We start from the raw sequence: 19,433 nt of genomic DNA, 5'->3' as shown, positions 1-19,433 counted from the left end.
CCGACGGTCTCAGCCCGCGCCCGCCGCCGTGACGCGCTTCTCGAACCACAGATGCGCGTACGGCTCGTCGTTGAAGGCCGGAACCTCCTGGAACCCGGCCGACCGGTAGAGCCCGATCGCGGAGTCGAGGACCTTGTTGGTGTCCAGACGCAGCACCTCCCGCCCGTGCCCGGCGGCCAGTGCCTCCAGTTCGGCGAGGAAGCGACGGCCCAGGCCGAGGCCCCGGGCGTGCGGGGCGATCCACATGCGCTTGACCTCGGCCGGCGCGTCGGCGGGGAGCTTCAGTCCGGCGCAGCCGACGGCCTCGCCGTGCAGCCGCGCGACGAGGAACAGGCCGCGCGGCGGCCGGAGCTCACCGGCGTCGGGCAGCAGACTGCGGGCCGGGTCGAAGCCGGTGTCGAAGCGCTCCTGGAGCTCGGAGAAGTACGAGAACAGGCAGTTCCGGGCGTCCGGATGGTCCGGGTCGACCGTGTCCAGGGTGACCGTCGCCGCCGTCAGCAGCCGGTCGACCTCCGCCATGGCGGCGACGAGCCGGGTGCGCTGCGCGGTGTTCAGCGGGGCCAGCAGGGACGCGGCCAGCTCGTCGCTGCGGCCGTCGAGCGCGGCGCGCTCCGCGCGGCCCGCTCCGGTGAGCCGGACGGTGCGTACCCGCCGGTCCCGGGGCAGCGGCTCCACGGTGACCAGGCCGTCGGCCTCCAGTGCGCGCAGCAGCCTGCTGACGTACCCCGAGTCGAGTCCGAGCCGCTCCCGCACCTTCCGTACGTCCTGGCCCTCGTCGCCGATCTCCCACAGCAGCCGTGCCTCGCCGATCGGCCGGTCCCGCCCCAGGTAGCGGTCGTGCAGCACGCCCACGCGTTCGGTGACGGTGCGGTTGAAACGGCGCACCTGATCGATCTCTGTCGCATCCGTCGTCATTCTCTGACTTTAGTCAGAGAAATCGTCGTGAGGCAACGGCGAAAGCCGGGGCCCGCGCACGCCCGGTGTTCCGGCGTGGTCCCGCGGTGCCCCGGCTGCCGTCCGCCTCACTGCCGAAGCGAACCTCGTGGCCCGGGCGGTTGTCGGTGCCGGCCGGGCCTTCGTCTTCATTGTCGACGGAACCTCCCGCCGGAACAGGGGCCGTTCGGCCCCCGCCGGGGCAGCCGGGTACCCAGACGTGCCGAGACCATCCGTTTAGAGACGCTTCGCTCGGACAGCCGGAGGGTGGCCCCATTCAGGAGTGGGGTCCAAAGATGTGATTCCTGACAAATGGCCGTCTCGTCGAAGGGGCCGCAGGATGGAAGAGCTGCCGGGGCGTTCCGTACGCCCCCGAGCGCGGAGGAGACGCCTCTCGGCGAAGGGCCGCCCGGCCGCAGAGGCGGCGCGGCCCACGAGGCGCGGACAACATCCCCATCGAAAGGCACGCGTTTCCCATGAGTGACGTCACAGGCAAAGCGACCACTACGGACGCCGGAATCCCGGTCGAAAGCGATGAGCACTCGCTCACGGTCGGCGCCGGTGGCCCGATTCTTCTGCAGGACTCCTATCTGATCGAGCAGATGGCCCAGTTCAACCGGGAGCGGATTCCGGAGCGGCAGCCGCACGCCAAGGGCAGCGGCGCCTTCGGCCGCTTCGAGGTGACGGCGGACGTCAGCGCGTACACGAAGGCCGCCCTGTTCCAGCCGGGGACCAGGACCGATCTCGTCGCCCGGTTCTCGACCGTCGCGGGCGAGCGCGGGAGCCCCGACACCTGGCGCGACCCGCGCGGATTCGCGGTGAAGTTCTACACCACCGAGGGCAACTACGACATGGTGGGGAACAACACGCCCGTCTTCTTCATCAAGGACCCGATGAAGTTCCAGCACTTCATCCGGTCCCAGAAGCGCCGGGCGGACAACAACCTCCGCGACCACGACATGCAGTGGGACTTCTGGACCCTCTCGCCGGAATCCGCCCACCAGGTCACCTGGCTGATGGGGGACCGGGGCATCCCGCGCAGCTGGCGCCACATGAACGGCTACACCTCGCACACGTACATGTGGATCAACGCCCAGGGCGAGCGGTTCTGGGTGAAGTACCACTTCAAGACGGACCAGGGCATCGAGTTCTTCACCCAGGACGAGGGTGACCAGATGGCCGCGGCCGACACCGACTACCACACCCGGGACCTCTTCGAGCACATCCGCGACGGGGAGTACCCGAGCTGGACGCTGCACGTGCAGGTCATGCCGTACGAGGACGCGGCGGACTACCGCTTCAACCCGTTCGACCTGACCAAGGTGTGGCCGCACGCGGACTACCCGCTGATCGAGGTCGGCAGGATGACCCTCGACCGCAACCCCACCGACAACCACGCCGAGATCGAGCAGGCGGCGTTCCAGCCGAACAACCTGGTCCCCGGCATCGGCCCGAGCCCCGACCGGATGCTGCTCGGCCGGCTGTTCTCCTACGCCGACGCGCACCGGTACCGGATCGGCGCCAACTACCAGCAGCTGCCGGTCAACGCCCCCGTGGCGCCGGTGCACACGTACTCCAAGGACGGGGCCATGGCGTTCCGCAAGACGGAGGACCCGGTGTACGCGCCGAACTCGAAGGGCGGCCCGGCGGCCGACACCGAACGCTACGCCCCGCCCAGCTGGCAGGCGGACGGCGACATCACCCGCGCCGCCTACGTCGATCACGCCGAGGACGACGACTGGGGGCAGGCGGGCACCCTGGTGCGCGAGGTCTTCGACGACGCCGCCCGCGACCGTCTCGTGGACAACGTCGTCGGCCACCTCCTCAACGGGGTGAGCGAGCCGGTCCTGGCCAGGGCCTTCACCTACTGGTCGAACATCGACAAGTCCATCGGGGAGCGCATCGAGCAGGGCGTGCGCGCCAAGGCGGACCAGAAGGACCCCAAGGCCGACCAGCAGGCGAACCCGGCCCGCAGCGCCATGCAGGACAAGGCGTGAGCGCCTGAGCGCTCGATCCGGCCGGGTCCAACCGTCCGCCCGCCGCCCCGAAGGCGGCGGGCGGACGCCTGCGCGGACTCGGTCGTGGTCCCGGGCCAGGGCCGTGACCTGCGATGGGACAATGACGGCATGACAGGCGCTGAGGAGTTCACCCCGGAGTCGGACCGTGTCATGCGCACGCTGCGCGATCAGATCATCGAGGGGACGCGGGCGCCGGGCAGCAAGCTGGTCGAGCGGGAGATCGCCCAGGAACTGGGGGTGAGCCGGCTCCCGGTCCGGGACGCCCTGCGCGACCTGGCGGGCGAGGGCCTGGTGACACCGCGCCCGCGCACCTGGGCCGTGGTGCGCGAGTTCACGCCCTCCGACATCGCCGACCTCGGCGAGGTGCGCTCGGCGCTCGAGGTCCTGGGATTCCGGCTCGCCGCGCAGCGCCGCACCCGGGCCGGACTGGCCAGGCTCCGCGCCGACCTCGACGCCGAACTGGACGCCGCCGCGCAGGGCGACGGCCCCCGGGCCCGGAACGCGGCGGCCGACTTCCACGAGACGGTCACCGACCTCGCCGACAACGCGCTGCTGAGCGAGCTCAACGGGACGCTGCGCAGCCGGATGCGCTGGCTGCTCGGCCAGCACGACGACTTCGGTGCCGTGGCCGACGAGCACGAGGAGCTGTACCGGGCGATCGAGGCGCGGGACGTACGGAGCGTCGAGGAGCTGGCGGAACGGCATTTGGCGACCAGCGAGGTGGAGGCCGTGGCGCATCAGCGCGGGCAGCCTGTTCAGACGCCGCGGTAGCGCCACAGCGCCGGCATCCGCACCGCGAGAGCGGCCAGGAACGCGACGAGGATCAGGGCGCTGACGAACGTGGTCGCGGCCACGCCCGCGTACTGGGCCGAGACGCCGAGGACGAGCGAGGACAGCGGCATGACGCCGATGGCGAGTTCCTGCACCCCCAACGCCCTTCCCTGCACAGCCGGTTCGGTCGTCATCAGCAGCAAGGTCGTCTGGAGCACGCCGAACGCCGCACTGAGCAGCCCGATCCCCGCCATCAGCGCGAACGACACCGCCACCTGGTGCGACAGCGCGAACGCCGCCCACAGGGCCGCCCAGCCCGCCGTACCGAACACGAACAGGCCGCCCTTGAAGGGGAAGTCGCCGAGCGCGGCGATGACGGTCGAACCGACGAGCCCGCCGACGCCCCCGCACGTGAGCAGCCACCCCAGGCCGTCGGCGTCGAGCCCCAGTGACTGCTGCGCGAACACCGGCATGAACGCCTGGTAGATGGGCCACAGCAGCACGTTCGCGGCGAGAGTGACGCCGAGGACGCCCGTGGCCAGCCGGCTGCGCAGGATGTGACGCACGCCGCCGACGAGCATGACGCGCAACGACTCCTCGGTGCGCGGGGGTTCGGCGCCGCGCGACCCACGGGCCCGGCGCAGCGGCCGCAGGGCGAGCAGCGACAGCCCGTACCAGCACGCGGAGATCCACAGTGCGGCCGCGGCGCCGAAGGCGCTGATCAGGGCGCCGCCCAGGGCCGGACCCAGCACCTGGGTCATGTTCATCGCCATGGCGTTGAGGGCGTTGGCGTTGCTCAGGTGACGGCGTCCGACCAAGGAGAGGACCAGCGCCGAGCGGGCGGGCTGCGACGGGGACTGGGCCAGACCGATGGCGAGGCCGCCGAGGACCAGCGCCCAGTACGGCACCCGGCCCGTCGACTCGAGGGCCGACAGCAGAACGGCGGCGCCCAGAGCCCAGCCGCACGCGAGCGTCAGCAAACGTACGCGATCGTGACGGTCGGACAGCACTCCGGCCAGTGGCCCGAGCAGCATCGGGGCGAGCCGCACCGCGGTGAAGACCGCGAGCAGGAACTCCGAGCCGGTGGTGTCGAAGACGATCCAGCCCAGCACCATCGTCTGGGTCCACGCCCCGCCGAAGAAGAACACGTTGGAGACCCACAGGGCGCGGAACTCCCGGCTCGCGCGCAGTGCGGCGAGCGGGCCCGCCCGGCCGGGCGGGGCGGTCCGAGGGGGTGCGTCCGGCGGGTTCCTGCGCACCGTGGCGGTGCTCCTCTCCTGTCGGTACCGCCCCGACGACGTCCGTCGCTGTACGGGGGCGGGATCGCTGCTTGGTATACCGGACGGTGCCGGGGTCTCGGGTCAGGCGCCGACGAAGACGACGTCGCCGGGCACGTCGGCCCGGATCTCCGTGCCGACCTCGCGGGCCAGCAGGTCGTCGAGGCGGTCGAGCGGGCCGATCAGGGCGCGTCCGCCGGCCCTGGCCACCCGGACCGCGGCCTCGACCTTCGGCTGCATCGACCCCTCGGCGAACTGCATGGCGGCCAGCCCCTCGGGGGAGGCGGTGAGGATGTCGCGCTGCTGCGGCGTGCCCCAGTTCTCGCTGACGAAGTCGCCGTCGGTCAGCATGATCAGCATGTCCGCCCGCAGGTCCGCGGCGAGCGCGGCGCTCGCCGCGTCCTTGTCCACCACGGCCTGCATCCCGATCTGGCGCCCGCGCGAGTCGGTGCGCACCGGGACCCCGCCGCCGCCCACGCAGACGACCAGCGTGCCGTGGTCGAGCAGCGTGCCGACCAGCGGTGCCTGCATGATGCGCAGCGGGTGCGGGGACGGCACGACGCGGCGGAACGCGCCGCCGTCCTTGGCGATCGTCCAGCGGTACTCGGCCGCGGCCTCGGCGGCGTCCTGCGCCGAGTAGGTCGGGCCGATCAGCTTGGTCGGCCGCTCGAAGGCCGGGTCGGCCTCGTCCACCTCGGTCGTGGTGACGAGGGCGGCCACCTCGCGCTCGCCGGCCAGGGCGTTGGACAGCTCCTGCTGGATGACATAGCCGATCATGCCCTGGGTCTCGGCGCCGAGGATGTCCAGCGGGTAGGCGGCGACGTCCTGATAGGCCAGGTTCTGCAGGGCGAGCAGGCCGACCTGCGGGCCGTTGCCGTGCGTGATGACGACCTCGTGCTCCCGGGCCAGACCGGCCAGCGCCTGGCAGGCCCCGCGGACGTTGGCGCGCAGCCGGTCGGCCGTCATCGGCTCCCCGCGCCTGGCCAGAGCGTTGCCTCCGAGAGCGACGACGATGCGCATGGTGATGTCCCTTGCTGAGAAGTGCGGCTACAGGTGTTCGCCTACGAGACGGCGAATGGTATACCAAGGTGGGTGTTCCGCAGAGGGGACCGTCGGAAGAGCTCGCACGCCGGTGCTGGCCGAAGGATGAAGGGGGCGCGACGCCATGCGCGGTGACCGATCGGCCGGGGCGCAAACGGTCTCGGCGCTCTCCGGCGACGCCGAACTCCTGGACCTGCTGCGCGCGACGACCGGACAGGGCCGGGTCCACTCCGTCTTCACCCGCGTCGTCAACCTGCTCACCCCCGACGGCCTGCTCGTCACGCTCGCCGCCCGCGACGGCGGCGACGCTCCGCGCACCCTCGTCGTCGACCTCGCCGACTGGACCGGCACCGCACTGACCGCCGGCGAGCACATGGTGTTCGCATCCGGGAATCTGGAGTTCGGCTCCGGGACTCGCGCGCTGCTCGTGACCAGCACCGGCGCGCGGGCCTGGCACGCCACGCCCCCGTCCCTCGCCGATCTGGCCCCGGGCGCGCTCGCCCGCATCGCGGACCGACTCGACCGGCTCAACCAGGAGTTCGGCCCCCGGGGCGGCATGCTCGGCCCCGTCCCCGGCGCCGGTCCGCTCGACTTGGCCGTCGCCCGCGCCCTCGACGCCGGACGCACGGAACTGCTCACCGCACTGCGCCACGGCGAGGGCGACGCGGAGATCCGGCGCGGCGTCCTCGCCCTGCTCGGCCTCGGCCCCGGCCTCACCCCGGCCGGCGACGACTTCCTCACCGGCCTCACCTTCGTCGCGGCCCTGCCCGGAGCCGCACCCACCGGACTCGTCCCCGCCGTGCGCGCCGTCCTCGACGCGCACCGCGGACGGACCACCGACGTCTCCCACGCGACGCTGACCGAGGCCGCCGCCGGCCGGGTCAGGGCCGAACTCATCGACGTACTGCGGCAGTCGGCCGACGACGGCCCGCTGCCGCGCGCACCGCACGATCCTGTCCGCAGGCTGCTGGCCATCGGCCACACCTCGGGCAGCGACACCCTGTCCGGCCTGGTGGCCGGACTCCACCTGGAAGAAGAACTGCGAGGTTCGCTGTGAGTACCACCACAGCCGTCGTACGGAAGAACACGTACTACGACTCCGTGTCCCTGATGTCCGTCTCGACCAAGGCCAACGCCCTGGAGGGGGTGGAGCAGGCCTTCACCGCCATGGGCACCGAGATGAACAAGGGGGTCCTCGACAACCTGGGCCTGCTCACCGACGAGCTGTGCGAAGCGGCCAGCGGCGACCTGATGATCGTCCTCGTCGCCGCGGACGACGCCGACACGGACGCCCTGCTGGAGCGGGTCGAGGAGCTGCTGCAGCGCAAGGCCCCCGCGTCCGCCGCGGCCGGAGCGGTCACCTACCGCACGCTGACCGCCGCCGCCGAGGCCATCGACGGGGCCAACCTCGCGGTCATCGCCGTCAACGGCGCGTACGCGGCCCGCGAAGCCCGCAAGGCCCTCGCCGGCGGCCTGCACGTGCTGCTGTTCAGCGACAACGTCTCCGTCGCCGACGAGGTCGCCCTCAAGCAACTCGCCCACGAGAAGGGCCTGTTCATGATGGGCCCGGACTGCGGCACCGCCATCATCAACAACGTCGCCCTGTGCTTCGGCAACAAGGTGCGCCCCGGATCCGTCGGCATCGTCGCCGCCTCCGGCACCGGCTCGCAGGAGGTCTCCGTCCGCGTCCACGCGCTCGGCGGCGGCATCTCGCAGCTGATCGGCACCGGCGGCCGCGACCTCAGCGAGGAGGTCGGCGGCCTGATGATGACCGACGGCATCCGCGCGCTCGCCGCCGACCCGGCGACCGACGTCATCGTCCTGGTCTCCAAGCCGCCCGCGCCGTCCGTCGAGAAGAAGGTGCTCGCCGAGGCCGCCGCCGCGGGCAAGCCCGTCGTCGTCTACTTCATCGGCGGCTCCGAGGACGCGGTCACCGCCGCGGGCGCGCACTTCGCCGCATCCAGCCTGGACGCCGCCCGCCAGGCCGTGGCCCACGCGGGCGTCGAACCGGCCGACGGCACCGCGGAGTTCGACGCCGAGGCCGCGGCCGACGCCGTCGTCGGCCGCCTCGCGGAGGGCCAGCGCCATGTGCGCGGCCTGTTCTGCGGCGGCACCCTCTGCGACGAGACGATGTACGCGGTCCGGGACGCGGGCGTCGACGTGTACAGCAACATCCAGAAGGACCCGGCCTTCCGTCTCCCCGCCGGCGCGCCCAGCACCGGGCACACCTTCCTCGACTTCGGCGACGACGACTTCACCAACGGCCGGCCGCACCCGATGATCGACCCCGCACTGCGCCTGGAACGGCTCGTCGAGGAGGCGAAGGACCCGTCCGTCGCCGCCCTCGTCCTGGACTTCGTCCTCGGCTTCGGCTCCCACGAGGACCCGGTCGGCACCACCCTGCCCGCCATCCAGGAGGCACAGCGCGTCGCCGCCGACGCGGGCCGCCACCTGACGGTGATCGCGTACGTCCTCGGCACCGACCTGGACACCCCGTCGGTCGCCGCCCAGAGCGCCGCCCTCGAAGCCGCCGGCGTCGTCGTCACCCGCAGCTCCACCGAGACGGGCCAGTTCGCCCGCGAGATCGCCCGGAAGGCCAAGTAGTCATGAGCATCCCCGAAGCGGCCACCTCGGAAGCGACCGCTCCCGAAGCCGTCACCCCCGCCGCCGCCCTGTTCGGCGCCGACCTGAACGTCGTCAACGTCGGTCTCGCCATGTTCGACACCGACATCGCGGCCCAGGGCGCGCAGGTCACCACCCTCGACTGGACCCCGCCGGGCGGCGGCAGCGCCGAGGCGGCCCGCGCCCTCGACACGCTGGACGCGCCCGCGCTCGCCGCCCGCATCGAGCGGGCCAACGCCGAGGCCGTCGAGCGGATCACCGCCGCCCGCCCGATGCTCGTCGGCTACGGCCGCGCCCTCGACGTCGTCCCCGGCATGACGCCGACCACGATCCTGCACGCGGGCCCGCCCATCACCTGGGACCGGATGAACGGCCCGATGCGCGGCGCGGTCACCGGCGCCCTCGTCTTCGAGGGCCTGGCCAAGGACCTGGAGGAGGCCGCCGAGGTCGCCGCCTCCGGCCGGATCACCTTCAAGCCCTGCCACGAGATGAACGCGGTCGGCTCGATGGCCGGAGTCACCTCCGCGTCGATGTACATGCACATCGTCAAGAACGAGACGCACGGCAACACCGCCTACACCAACCTGTCCGAGCAGATGGCCAAGATCCTGCGGATGGGCGCCAACGACGAGTCCGTCGTCGAGCGGCTGATCTGGATGCGGGACGTCTTCGGCCCGATGCTGAAGGAGGCCGTCGAGTTCACCGGCCCCATCGACCTGCGGCTGCTCCTGTCCCAGGCCGTCCACATGGGCGACGAGTGCCACAACCGCAACGGCGCGGGCACCCTCCTGCTCTTCCAGGCCCTCGCGCCCGGCCTGCTCCAGTCGTCGTTCACGACCGCGCAGAAGAAGGAGGTCTTCGACTTCGTCGCCTCCTCCGACTACTTCTCCGGGCCGACCTGGATGGCGGTGGCGAAGGCCGCCCTGGACGCCGCGAACGGCATCGAGGACTCCACGATCGTCACCACGATGGCCCGCAACGGCGTCGAGTTCGGCATCCGCGTCGCCGGCCTGCCGGGACAGTGGTTCACCGGTCCCGCACAGCAGGTGATCGGCCCCATGTTCGCCGGGTACAAGCCGGAGGACTCCGGCCTCGACATCGGCGACAGCGCCATCACGGAGACCTACGGGTTCGGCGGCTTCGCCATGTCGGCGGCGCCCGCCATCGTCGCCCTCGTCGGCGGCACCGTGGCCGAGGCGATGCAGTACACGCGCGACATGGGTGAGATCACCACGGCGCAGAACACCAACGTCACCATCCCCGCCCTCGACTTCCAGGGCCTGCCCACCGGCATCGACGTCCGCAAGGTCATCGACACCGGCATCCTGCCGATCATCAACACCGCCATCGCCCACAAGGAAGCGGGCATCGGCATGATCGGCGCGGGCATCACGCACCCGCCGGCCGAGGCCTTCACCAAGGCGATCACCGCCCTCGCCGAAACGTTCGCCGGCTCCTCCTCCTGACGGTTCTGACGCGCGCGAGCGCCCGCCCCGGAAGCCCACACACACGATGAACACACAGCACTCCGCCCTGGACCCGGCCGGACAGCCGGACACCGCGGCCCTCGACGCCGAGTACGAGCACAGCCCGGTCCCGGCCGACCGGCGCAAGTCGTTGTGGACGGTCTCGGCCGTCTGGTTCGGATTCCCGATGATCCTGACCAACGCCGTCCCCGGCGGCGTGGTCGTCGCCATGCTGGGCTTCTGGCGCGGGATGGCCGCCATCGCCGTGGCCAACCTCGTCATGCTCGTCTACGTGGGGATCCTCAGCCACCGGGCGGGCTCCACCGGCGAGAGCTTCTCGCTGCAGGCCACGCGCACCTTCGGCCGGGCCGGATACGTCGTGGCCGCCGCGTTCCTCGCCACCATCGTGGTCGGCTGGTTCGCGTTCAACACCGGGGCCACCGGCGCCACGCTGCACCAGGCGTTCGGCTGGCACGAACAACTCGTCGCCGTCCTGGCCGGGCTGGGCTTCATAGCCCTGACCTACCTCGGCATCAAGGCGCTGTCGTGGCTGGGCGCGGTCGCCGCCCCGCTCTTCATCGTCGCGGGCGTGACCGCCCTGGTGATCGTGGCCGGCGACCACGATCTGGGGGCCGTCTTCTCGTACGAGGGCGTGGGCGGCGCCTCCACCCTCACCTTCGGCGCCGCCGTCTCGACGATCATGGCGACGTTCGCCGACTCCGGCACCATGACCGCCGACTTCACCCGCTGGTCGAAGAACGGCCGGCAGGCCGTCCTCGCGACCGTCAGCGCGTTCCCGGTCGCCAGCGTCGTGGCACAGATCACCGGCGGTCTGGTGGTCGCGGCGGGCGCGATCGCCGCCCCGGCCGTCACCGGCGGGGACTTCCTGCCGATCCTGACCGGCGAGCACTCGGGCGTGCTCAACGTGCTGGCCACGGTCTTCGTCTTCGTCAACCTCGGCTCGGTGTGCAGCCACTGCCTCTACAACGGGGCGCTCGGCTGGTCGCACCTGACCGGGCGGACGATGCGGCTGATGACGATCGTGCTCGGCCTGATCGGCACGGCGGCCGCGCTCGCGGGCGTCTGGGACCACTTCCTCGACTGGCTCGTGATCCTCAGCGTCTTCGTCCCGCCGCTCGGCGGGGTCCTGATCGCCGACCAGTTCTTCGCCCGCGGTGGCCGCGGCGCGATGGACCGCCGGGCCGCGGCCGCCGTGCGGCCCACCGCGTTCGGGGCCTGGGCCATCGGCGCGGGCGCCGCTGCCGTCGCCCACTGGTCGGCGCCGCAGCTCTCCGACGCCGTCACCGGCCTCGTCGTCGCGGTCCTCGCGTACGCCGTCCTCGAACGGTGCGTGCCCGCGCCCGCGGAGGGCCAGGCCGTGTCCGGCTGATCAGTGATCGTCCCGCCTCGGTTCGTCCGGGTCCTGCCACGAGTCCTGCCGCGGCTGCGGCGACTGCGGCGGGTTCGGACGCCGAGCCAGGCGGCGCCTGCTCGTCCACAACAGGACGAGCAGGCCGATCACGATCAGAACGCCGACGACGGTGAAGATCCAGGAGGCGCTGCCCGAGGCAGCCAAGGTGCGCATACCTGCCTGTACCTCATGAAACGGCTGTCAATCACTTCGGGCGCGCAGGCCACCCGGTTGGGGCTCAGGGCAGACCCCGGCCCCGCCAGGCCCGGTAGCGCGCCTGCTGCCGCGCGCTCTCCCCGAGGGCGACGAGCAGCCGCATCCCGTACGTGCGTACGGTCACCGGCAGCCAGAACGAGCCCGCCCGGCCGTGCAGCAGCGACCCCTCCGCGAGCCGGTCGAGTTCCCCCGCGACGTCCGGCAGCAGCCGATCGCCGCAGACCGACCCGGCGTCGTCGGCGCTGAAGGCACCGATGAAGACGGACAGCCGGGCCCACAGCAACCGCTGCGCGGGGGAGCACAGTTCATGGCTGCGGCCCAGCACGGTACTCAGCGAATGGTGGTGCGCGGGGCGCCGGCCCGGATCGCAGTCCGGCGGCGCGAGATCGTCCCCGACGTCCAGCGCGTGCTCCAGCTCGCTCAGGCTCAGCGAGCCCAGCTTGGCCGCCGCCAGTTCCAGGGCGAGCGGCAGCAGATCGAGGCGCCGGCACAGACTGCGCGCGAGCACGTCGTGGAGCGGAGTGCCGAACCGGCCCGGCGCCGCCGCCCGCGCGCGGTCCAGGAACAGTTCCATGGCCGCCTCCTCGCTCAGCGGCCCCACGACGAGCAGCCGCTCCACCGCCGTCCGCAGCGGCAGCCGGCTGGTCACCAGGACCCGGACACCGGGGCACCGCCACAGCAGTTCCGGGACGAGGATCCGGCAGGCGTCGGCCAGGTGTTCGGCGTTGTCGAGGACCAGCAGCACCTCCCGGCCCGCGAGGTGGGCCAGCAGACCGTCGCGCACCGGACGGCCGTCGGAGACGTCGAGCCCGACGGCGGCGGCGATCGCGTGCGGCAGCAGGGCCTCCTTGCGCAGCGGCGCGAGATCGACCACGTGCGCGGCGCCCCGCACGGCCGGACCCGCGGCGATCGTCCGGGCGAGCCGGGACTTCCCGACACCGGGCAGCCCGCTGAGCGTGAGATGGCGGCCGTCGGCGAGCAGCGTCCCGGCCTCCGCCAGGAGCGTGTCGCGCCCCACCAATCCCGCGTCCGGAGTACTGGCGTTCATGATCGGCTCCCGCCTGTCGTGCGCCGCCGTGGTGACGTCCTGCCGGGTGCGGGAACGGGGTCGGTCGAGGAGAGGGTGCGCGGCGTCCGCACGATGACGCATCAGGGGTACGGAAAACAGGGCCGAACGGTACCCGATCGTGCGCCTCCCGGTGCAGACCGGGACGGACCCGGTACAGCGACCCCGCGGCGAACTCCCCGCCGACGCGGATCCGCCCGGCCGGTCTACCCCCGGCCCGCATCAAGATCTACGGTGACGGAGTACCGCACGACCTGGACCGATACCCGGCCGCGGGCGGCGAAGCCGGTGTCCGCCCCGTCTCCTGGCATCCCTTCGGATCGCGCGGTCCGCCCTTCGCCGCACCCCCGACCGATGGAGCTGTCCTGGTGTCCACCCCCGCCCCCGGCGTCGCCCGCGACGCCGCCACCCGCATCGCCTCTGCCGAGGTGCTCGTCGCCTCGCCCGGCCGCAACTTCGTGACGCTGCGCCTGCGTACCGAGGACGGCGTCGTCGGACTCGGCGACGCGACCGTCAACGGCCGCGAACTGGCCGTCGCCTCCTACCTCGACGACCATGTCACCCCGCTGCTCATCGGGCGCGACGCCCACGCGATCGAGGACACCTGGCAGTACCTCTACCGGGGCGCGTACTGGCGGCGCGGTCCCGTCACCATGGCGGCGATCGCGGCGGTCGACACGGCGCTGTGGGACATCAAGGCCAAGCTCGCCGGCCTGCCCCTCTACCAGTTGCTCGGCGGTCGCAGCCGGCGCGGCTGCCTGGCCTACGGGCACGCGAGCGGCGCCGACCTCGAGGAACTGTTCGACTCGATACGCGACCACCTCGACCAGGGCTACCGCGCCATCCGCGTGCAGAGCGGCATCCCGGGACTCGGCTCCGTCTACGGCGTCGCCTCCAGCGCCAACGCCGCGGTCGGCGAGGCGGACGCCACCTCGCGCTACGACCACGAGCCCGCCCGCCGCGCGAACCGGCCGGTCGAGGAGGAGTGGGACACCCGCGCCTATCTGCGGCACGCCCCGAAGGTGTTCGAGGCGGTCCGCGCCGAGTTCGGCCCCGAACTGCCCCTCCTGCACGACGCCCACCACCGCCTGACCCCCATCCAGGCGGCCCGGCTCGGCAAGGACCTGGAGCCCTACGACCTGTTCTGGCTGGAGGACGTCACCCCGGCCGAGAACACCGCGATGCTGCGCCGCGTCCGTGAGCACACCACGACCCCGCTGGCGATCGGCGAGGTCTTCAACACCATCTGGGACTACCGCGAACTGTTCGAGGAACAGCTCATCGACTACGTACGCTCGCCCGTCACCCACGCCGGAGGCATCACCGCGCTGCGGCGCATCCTCGACTACGCGGCCGTCTACCAGATCAAGTCGGGCGTCCACGGCCCCACGGACATCTCCCCGGTCGGTCTTGCGGCCGCCCTGCACCTGGGCGTCGCGATCCCCAACTTCGGCATCCAGGAGTACATGAAGCACTCCCGCGCCACCGACGAGGTGTTTCAGCCCGCCTACCGTTTCACCGACGGCTTGCTCACCCCCGGCGAGGAGCCCGGTCTGGGCGTCGGCTACGACGACGAGGCCGCGGCGGCCCATCCCTACGCCGCCGCCTACCTCCCCGTGAACCGGCTCCAGCTCGACGGCTCCCTCCACGACTGGTGACCGCCGGCGGGAGTGGCCCCCGGGAGCTTGGGCAGTCGGGAGGGGACGAACGCACCCTCACGCACCCGTAGACCTCAGGAGGGAGCCTCTCCATGAGCGCCTTCGACATGCCCGACGCGGGGCGCACGACCTGTTCGCAGGCGCGGGCCGAGACCAGCGCCGCCGTCCGGCCGCTGTGCGCGGCGGTGCCGTGGCGGCTGGCGCGACGGCTGTCCGAGGACGCGATGCTGGTGGCCGACGAACTGGTCTCCAACGCGCTGCGGCACGGGGACGGCATGACCCGCTTCAGTGCTTGTGTGCACGACCGCGATCTGGTGATCCGGGTCCGTGACCGCAGCGCCCACCTCCCGGGCGACCAGCCCTACGACCCGGCGCGGCCCGGCGGCTTCGGCTGGCTGATGATCCAGCACCTGGCGCAGCGCGTCAGCATCGACCGGCACGACGACGGCAAGACCATCACCGCTGTCCTGGCCGGAGTCCGCCGCGACGAAGCGGCGCCCGCCAGGAGTTGACCGGACATCCGGGGGCAACCGGGTGTCATGGCAACTGGATCGGTCACCAACCAAGGCGTCGGGCAGGCCCGGCGCGCGGCGAACAGTCAGGCGGTCGCGGTGGCGGCCCGCGCCGGCTTCGTCGCCCGCGGGGTCATCTACGTACTGATCGGCGTGCTGGCGCTGCGCATCGCCTTCGCCGACAGCGGCGGCAAACAGGCCGACCGCGGTGGAGCCATCGCGGAGATAGCCGACAAGCCGTTCGGCACGGTCCTGCTCTGGGTGCTCGGCATCGCGCTGGCCGGCATGGCGCTGTGGCGGCTGTCCGAGGCGCTGTTCGGGCAGGCGGGCCCGGACGGCGACAAGCCCACCAAGCGGGCGATAGCCGCAGGCCGTTTCGTCTTCTACGGATTCGTCTCCTACTCCGTGCTCTCCTTCGCCGCCGGGGACAAGTCCAGCGGCAGCGGGAGTTCCGACAAGAGCTCGAAGGACATCACCGCGAAGGCGCTGGACTGGCCCGGGGGCCAGTGGATCGTGGGCGCCGTCGGAATCGGTGTGGCCGTCGCGGGTGTCTGGATCGCCGTACGGGCCGTCATGCGCAAGTACCACAAGCACCTGAAGATGTCCGAGATGTCGCCCAAGGTACGCAAGGCCGTCGACGTCTTCGGCGTCTTCGGGGGCGCGTCCCGCGGCACCGTCTTCGCCGTCGCGGGCGGGTTCGCCGTCGCCGCCGCGGTCCAGCACAAGCCCGGGCAGGCCAAGGGCATGGACGACACCCTGCGCTCGTTCACCGACACCCCGGCCGGCCCCTGGCTGCTCGTGCTGATCTCCGTCGGCCTCGCCGCCTTCGGCATCTTCTCCTGGGCGAACGCCCGCTGGCGCAAGGTCTGACGAGGCCGCGGAGAGCCGGGCGTCAGTTCGGCACAGTGGCCGACGCGAAGTACGGCTTGCACACGGTCCCGTCGTAGTCGGTGGCGATCTCCAGGAGATTGCCGCCGTCCGCCGAGGGCAGCAGCGCCGAGCTGTAGTTCGGGCAGTAGTCGACGGTCGTGGACGTCACCGACACCGGGGCCTGGATCTCCCGCCACGTCCCGGAGCCGCCCGCGTCGTTGACCCAGACGGTGCTCCCGCTGCCGCCGGCGCGGGAGCCGTCCGCGTTGTACATCACCTGTCCGACGAGGAAGAGGCGCCCGCTCGCACTGCCCGCCAGCGGGGACCAGCCGACGGTGGGGGCGTGCTTGAAGTACTTGCCGTCCGCGGTCTCGGGACGGTAGCCGAGGTGGCCGGGATCGCCCCAGTTCCAGCCGTCGGACGAGGTGCGGTAGTGCACGACGCACACGTACTGTCCGCTCGCCGCGCAGATCTCGTACGACATGAAGTACGAGCCGTCGCCGAGTCGCCGCACCACCGCCATGCCGGGCCGGTCCGAGGCGAGCGTGCTCGCGACGGTGTCGTGGTGGCCGGTCCAGGTGACGCCGTCGGCGGTACGGGCCGCCACCAGCTTCTGGCTGTGCACGCCGTCGGTCTCGTCCGAGTAGTGGCACACGAGGTTGCCGTCGGCGTCGACGGAGAACTCCGGTTCCCACAGGCCCTTGTCGTTCGGGGCCGTGGCGACCGTGGACAGATAGCTCCAGGTGCGGCCGATGTCATCGCTGCGGAAGACCCGGATCGCCATCCGGCGGCCGGACTCGTCCTGGCCGACCGACGACGCCCAGAGCAGCGTGCCGGCCGGGAGCGGGCCCACGGCGCGGGGCAGTTCGAAGAGGGTGGAGCAGCACAGGCCCCGACCGCCGGCCGCCTCCGGGTCACCGACCGCGCCGACCTCGGTGAAGGTCTTCCCGCCGTCGGTGCTCTCGTGGATCGCGCCGAGACCGTCGTTGCCGTTGAACGTGACCACGGACGCCAGCACGCGTCCGTTCGCCGCGCCGCTGTGCTCCAGGCGCACAGCCCGCGGATACAGGCCGGTGCCGTCGCGCAGGAGCGTGCCGGTCGCCGCGTGTGCCGTCGTCGGCGGCGCGACCAGGGCGACCAGCAGACCGAGCAGGAGCGCGACAAGCAGCGACGGACCGGCCGTTGCCGGCCGGTCCGTCGAGGAGCGGGGGAAGATGCGTGGCCGGAACGTCATCGGGCCTCCTGCGAGCCGTGGGGGGAGGGGCACCTGGCGCGGTGGGGGGTGCGGAGTACGGACGGGACTCGTGGGACACGAGTCGATTTACATCGTTGTACTCAGCCGCTGAGGCGCCGTCAAGAGGCCCTGGATCCCGCGCTCACAGGAAGTGCTGGATGGTCCTGGTCGCCTTCTCCGCGGCCCGGAAGGCCAGCGGCCGGTCGGCCCAGCGGTCGGCCTGTACGCGCATGCTGTGCGAGACGTCCTGCTCGTAGTCGGCGTCGAGGGTGGCGGTGAAGGTCTCGTCGAGGACGGCGAGCATGACTTCCTCGTCGTGGTCCAGGGAGCGCCGGTTGAGGTTCGTGGAGCCGACCAGCGACGCGATCCCGTCGACCGTGACGACCTTGCAGTGAAGCATGGTCCGCTGGTACTCGCGCACCACGACCCCGCACTCCAGGAGCCGGGCGTAGTGGTGGCGGCCGGCGATCCGGCTCACCTGCTTGTCCGTGTGCGGTCCCGGCACCAGCAGTTCGACCTCGACGCCTCGCCGGGCCGCCGCGCAGAGCAGGTCGACGAAGTACACGTCCGGCGAGAAGTAGGCGGTGGCCAGGCGCAGCCGCGTCTGCGCGGACTGGATCACCACGCGCAGCAGGGTCTGCATGTCCTGCCAGCCGATACTGGCCGAGCCGCGCACGACCTGGACGATGGCGTCGCCCTTCGACTCGTGGTCGACGAAGCGGTCGTGCTCGTCGAAGAGTTCGTCGTGGCACTCGGCCCAGTTCTGGGCGAAGGCCGCGCAGATCCCGTCGACGGCGGGTCCGCTGACCCGCACATGGGTGTCGCGCCACTCGCTCGGGTCGCGCGCGTCGCCGCACCACTCCTCGGCGATGCCGACGCCGCCGGTGAACGCCGTCGTCTCGTCGACGACCAGGACCTTGCGGTGGCAGCGATGGTTCTGCTTGAAGGGGGAGAGGTGCAGCGGCTTGCGGAACCAGGCGACCTGCACCCCGGCCTCGTCCATCAGCGTGAGCAGGTCGCCCTCGATGGTGCGGCTGCCGAAGCCGTCGAGCAGCAGGCGGACCCGGACTCCGGCGCGGGCGCGGTCGGCGAGGGCGTGCGCGAAGTCACGGGCTATGTCACCGCGCCAGTAGACGAAGGTCATCATGTCGATGGTGTGCTCGGCGCCGCGTACGGCCTCCAGCATGGCGGGGAAGATCTCGTCGCCGTTGCGCAGTGGCGTCAGTGCGTTGCCTTCGGTGGCGGCAATGCCGATGAGGCGCTCCAGGCGCCGCCGCAGCCGCTGACGGGCGTCGTGCGGATGCTCGTCGGCGGCTGCGGCGGGGCTCGTGGGAGCCGTGATGTTCGCGGTCACGGGGGGCTCCGGGGGTCGGGGACAGTGGCAGGACATCCACTGCCCCGTCACGAACCCTTCACGCAGCCTTTCGATGACCGATTGCTGGTCAGGGACGTGTCATGGCTCTCACTGCCCGGGCCCTCCGTGGCGGGTCAGCAGCTGAGATTGCCGCCCGGCTCGACCCCGAGGATCTGCGTGAACTTCTCGTAGCTGTCGATGCGGCTCTGGACCTGCGCGGGGTTGCCGCCGTTGCATTCGATGCTGCCGTTGATGCTGCGGATGGTCTCGCCGAATCCCGCGCCGTTCACGATGGCGTTGTGCGGGGTCATCGTCCCCGGTCCGGTCTGCGTGTTCCAGTACCAGAGTCCGGTCTTCCAGGCGACGGCCGAGTCGTTCTGGACCAGGTCGGGGTTGTTGAGCAGGTCGATGCCCAGGGCGTCGCCCGCCGCCTTGTAGTTGAAGTTCCAGCTGAGCTGGATCGGGCCGCGGCCGTAGTACTTGTCGTTCCCCGCCGGACAGCCGTATGGCTGCGAAGTGTCGCAGTAATGCGGGTAGTTGGCGGTGTTCTGCTCGACGACGTAGACCAGGCCACCGGTCTCGTGGCTGACATTGGCGAGGAAGGCGGCGGCCTCCTGCTTGCGGACGGTGTCGCTGCCGGTTCCGCTGAACCCCGGGTACGCGTCGAGCGCGGCGGTCAGCCCGGAGTACGTGTAGAAGGAGTTCCGGCCCGGGAACATCTGGTCGAACTGCGCCTCGCTGACGACGAACTCCGCCTGCGTGGAGACCCCTTGGGCGGGCTTGGCGGCCGGCTTCTCGGCGAAGGCCGGGGCGGACAGGGTCAGTGCGGCGAGGGTCGCGGCCGAACCGGCCGCGGTCAGCAGGGCGAGGATGCGATGGCGCATGCGTGCGCTCCTAAGGGCGAAAGGTGTGGGGGTGCGTGGGGGGGTTGAAGCCGTGGTGCCGGGGGCCGTGACGTGCCCGGTCGGGGACGCGCCGTGGGGG

General features: G+C 71.8%; 17 protein-coding genes. 9 read left to right on the top strand and 8 right to left on the bottom strand.

Translation table 11 applies throughout. From position 1 onward, the window contains the following. Positions 1-9 precede the first annotated feature (9 nt). Positions 10-915 carry a bifunctional helix-turn-helix transcriptional regulator/GNAT family N-acetyltransferase gene (locus ABT127_RS09705; protein WP_351446408.1) on the bottom strand — a complete coding sequence of 302 codons (906 nt, stop codon included), beginning with the start codon at positions 913-915 and terminating at the stop codon, positions 10-12. A gap of 494 nt (positions 916-1,409) precedes the next feature. Between ABT127_RS09705 and ABT127_RS09700 the strand changes: the two genes are divergently transcribed. Together ABT127_RS09700 and ABT127_RS09695 are read left to right on the top strand one after the other, a co-directional pair. Continuing rightward, a complete protein-coding gene (locus ABT127_RS09700; protein ID WP_351446406.1) occupies positions 1,410-2,930 on the top strand; it encodes a catalase in 1,521 nt (506 codons plus the stop codon). A 129-nt stretch (positions 2,931-3,059) separates the two neighbouring features. Further along, complete coding sequence (locus ABT127_RS09695) at positions 3,060-3,722, top strand: GntR family transcriptional regulator (protein WP_351446404.1); 663 nt, start codon at positions 3,060-3,062, stop codon at positions 3,720-3,722. Here ABT127_RS09695 and ABT127_RS09690 read toward each other — a convergent pair. Continuing rightward, positions 3,707-4,981 (bottom strand): MFS transporter, encoded by a 1,275-nt coding sequence (locus ABT127_RS09690; protein WP_351446402.1) that lies wholly within the window; start codon positions 4,979-4,981, stop codon positions 3,707-3,709. The genes ABT127_RS09695 and ABT127_RS09690 overlap by 16 nt on opposite strands. 102 nt (positions 4,982-5,083) lie before the next feature. Further along, entirely contained in the window at positions 5,084-6,019 is a 936-nt protein-coding gene (locus ABT127_RS09685) for a carbamate kinase (protein WP_351446400.1), read from the bottom strand. A gap of 145 nt (positions 6,020-6,164) precedes the next feature. Here ABT127_RS09685 and ABT127_RS09680 point away from each other — a divergent pair, with 145 nt between their 5' ends. From ABT127_RS09680 to ABT127_RS09665, 4 genes are read left to right on the top strand one after another with little or no spacing between them, the layout of a single operon-like run. Next, positions 6,165-7,097, top strand: a complete 933-nt coding sequence (locus tag ABT127_RS09680) for an oxamate carbamoyltransferase subunit AllH family protein (protein ID WP_351446398.1) — start codon at positions 6,165-6,167, stop codon at positions 7,095-7,097. Further along, the gene (gene fdrA / locus ABT127_RS09675) at positions 7,094-8,644 is read left to right on the top strand and encodes an acyl-CoA synthetase FdrA (protein WP_351446396.1); all 1,551 of its coding nucleotides are present in this window, start codon (positions 7,094-7,096) and stop codon (positions 8,642-8,644) included. The genes ABT127_RS09680 and fdrA overlap by 4 nt, the downstream gene beginning before the upstream one ends. Before the next feature lie 2 nt (positions 8,645-8,646). Continuing rightward, positions 8,647-10,128 (top strand): YlbE family protein, encoded by a 1,482-nt coding sequence (locus ABT127_RS09670; RefSeq protein WP_351446394.1) that lies wholly within the window; start codon positions 8,647-8,649, stop codon positions 10,126-10,128. 46 nt (positions 10,129-10,174) lie between these two features. Further along, entirely contained in the window at positions 10,175-11,518 is a 1,344-nt protein-coding gene (locus ABT127_RS09665; RefSeq protein WP_351446392.1) for a cytosine permease, read from the top strand. On the opposite strand, the gene ABT127_RS09660 is transcribed toward ABT127_RS09665, so the two are convergent. Both ABT127_RS09660 and ABT127_RS09655 read right to left on the bottom strand, forming a co-directional pair. Beyond that, positions 11,519-11,713: a DUF6479 family protein gene (locus tag ABT127_RS09660; protein WP_351446390.1), complete on the bottom strand. Its 195-nt coding sequence runs from the start codon at positions 11,711-11,713 to the stop codon at positions 11,519-11,521. It lies immediately after the preceding gene. Between the two features lie 64 nt (positions 11,714-11,777). Then, complete coding sequence (locus ABT127_RS09655; protein ID WP_351446388.1) at positions 11,778-12,803, bottom strand: ATP-binding protein; 1,026 nt, start codon at positions 12,801-12,803, stop codon at positions 11,778-11,780. 386 nt (positions 12,804-13,189) lie between these two features. On the opposite strand from ABT127_RS09655, the gene manD reads away from it, so the two are divergent. The 3 genes from manD (at position 13,190) to ABT127_RS09640 (ending at position 15,861) form a co-directional block, all read left to right on the top strand. Then, positions 13,190-14,479 (top strand): D-mannonate dehydratase ManD, encoded by a 1,290-nt coding sequence (gene manD / locus ABT127_RS09650; RefSeq protein WP_351446386.1) that lies wholly within the window; start codon positions 13,190-13,192, stop codon positions 14,477-14,479. A 92-nt stretch (positions 14,480-14,571) separates the two neighbouring features. After that, positions 14,572-14,991, top strand: a complete 420-nt coding sequence (locus ABT127_RS09645) for an ATP-binding protein (protein WP_351446384.1) — start codon at positions 14,572-14,574, stop codon at positions 14,989-14,991. A gap of 27 nt (positions 14,992-15,018) precedes the next feature. Continuing rightward, the gene (locus ABT127_RS09640; RefSeq protein ID WP_351446382.1) at positions 15,019-15,861 is read left to right on the top strand and encodes a DUF1206 domain-containing protein; all 843 of its coding nucleotides are present in this window, start codon (positions 15,019-15,021) and stop codon (positions 15,859-15,861) included. A 22-nt stretch (positions 15,862-15,883) separates the two neighbouring features. On the opposite strand, the gene ABT127_RS09635 is transcribed toward ABT127_RS09640, so the two are convergent. From ABT127_RS09635 to ABT127_RS09625, 3 genes are all read right to left on the bottom strand, one after another. Beyond that, entirely contained in the window at positions 15,884-17,095 is a 1,212-nt protein-coding gene (locus ABT127_RS09635) for an exo-alpha-sialidase (protein ID WP_351446380.1), read from the bottom strand. A gap of 142 nt (positions 17,096-17,237) precedes the next feature. After that, positions 17,238-18,485: a phospholipase D-like domain-containing protein gene (locus ABT127_RS09630; protein WP_502971681.1), complete on the bottom strand. Its 1,248-nt coding sequence runs from the start codon at positions 18,483-18,485 to the stop codon at positions 17,238-17,240. 98 nt (positions 18,486-18,583) lie between these two features. Continuing rightward, positions 18,584-19,333: a chitinase gene (locus ABT127_RS09625; RefSeq protein WP_351446376.1), complete on the bottom strand. Its 750-nt coding sequence runs from the start codon at positions 19,331-19,333 to the stop codon at positions 18,584-18,586. Between the last annotated feature and the right edge of the window lie 100 nt (positions 19,334-19,433).

This window comes from Streptomyces sp. NPDC001904 (assembly GCF_040297005.1).
In the GTDB taxonomy this organism is placed as follows: domain Bacteria; phylum Actinomycetota; class Actinomycetes; order Streptomycetales; family Streptomycetaceae; genus Streptomyces.
Note: the sequence above shows the minus strand (reverse complement) of the source record. Positions and strands in the feature narration are given on the sequence as shown.

Excerpts from the sequence above, each read along its gene's own strand:
- ABT127_RS09705 (WP_351446408.1), bottom strand. The coding sequence starts at position 915 with ATGACGACGGATGCGACAGAGATCGATCAGGTGCGCCGTTTCAACCGC.
- ABT127_RS09700 (WP_351446406.1), top strand. The coding sequence starts at position 1,410 with ATGAGTGACGTCACAGGCAAAGCGACCACTACGGACGCCGGAATCCCG.
- ABT127_RS09695 (WP_351446404.1), top strand. The coding sequence starts at position 3,060 with ATGACAGGCGCTGAGGAGTTCACCCCGGAGTCGGACCGTGTCATGCGC.
- ABT127_RS09685 (WP_351446400.1), bottom strand. The coding sequence starts at position 6,019 with ATGCGCATCGTCGTCGCTCTCGGAGGCAACGCTCTGGCCAGGCGCGGG.
- ABT127_RS09680 (WP_351446398.1), top strand. The coding sequence starts at position 6,165 with ATGCGCGGTGACCGATCGGCCGGGGCGCAAACGGTCTCGGCGCTCTCC.
- ABT127_RS09670 (WP_351446394.1), top strand. The coding sequence starts at position 8,647 with ATGAGCATCCCCGAAGCGGCCACCTCGGAAGCGACCGCTCCCGAAGCC.
- ABT127_RS09665 (WP_351446392.1), top strand. The coding sequence starts at position 10,175 with ATGAACACACAGCACTCCGCCCTGGACCCGGCCGGACAGCCGGACACC.
- ABT127_RS09660 (WP_351446390.1), bottom strand. The coding sequence starts at position 11,713 with ATGCGCACCTTGGCTGCCTCGGGCAGCGCCTCCTGGATCTTCACCGTC.
- ABT127_RS09655 (WP_351446388.1), bottom strand. The coding sequence starts at position 12,803 with ATGAACGCCAGTACTCCGGACGCGGGATTGGTGGGGCGCGACACGCTC.
- ABT127_RS09645 (WP_351446384.1), top strand. The coding sequence starts at position 14,572 with ATGAGCGCCTTCGACATGCCCGACGCGGGGCGCACGACCTGTTCGCAG.
- ABT127_RS09640 (WP_351446382.1), top strand. The coding sequence starts at position 15,019 with ATGGCAACTGGATCGGTCACCAACCAAGGCGTCGGGCAGGCCCGGCGC.
- ABT127_RS09635 (WP_351446380.1), bottom strand. The coding sequence starts at position 17,095 with ATGACGTTCCGGCCACGCATCTTCCCCCGCTCCTCGACGGACCGGCCG.
- ABT127_RS09630 (WP_502971681.1), bottom strand. The coding sequence starts at position 18,485 with ATGTCCTGCCACTGTCCCCGACCCCCGGAGCCCCCCGTGACCGCGAAC.
- ABT127_RS09625 (WP_351446376.1), bottom strand. The coding sequence starts at position 19,333 with ATGCGCCATCGCATCCTCGCCCTGCTGACCGCGGCCGGTTCGGCCGCG.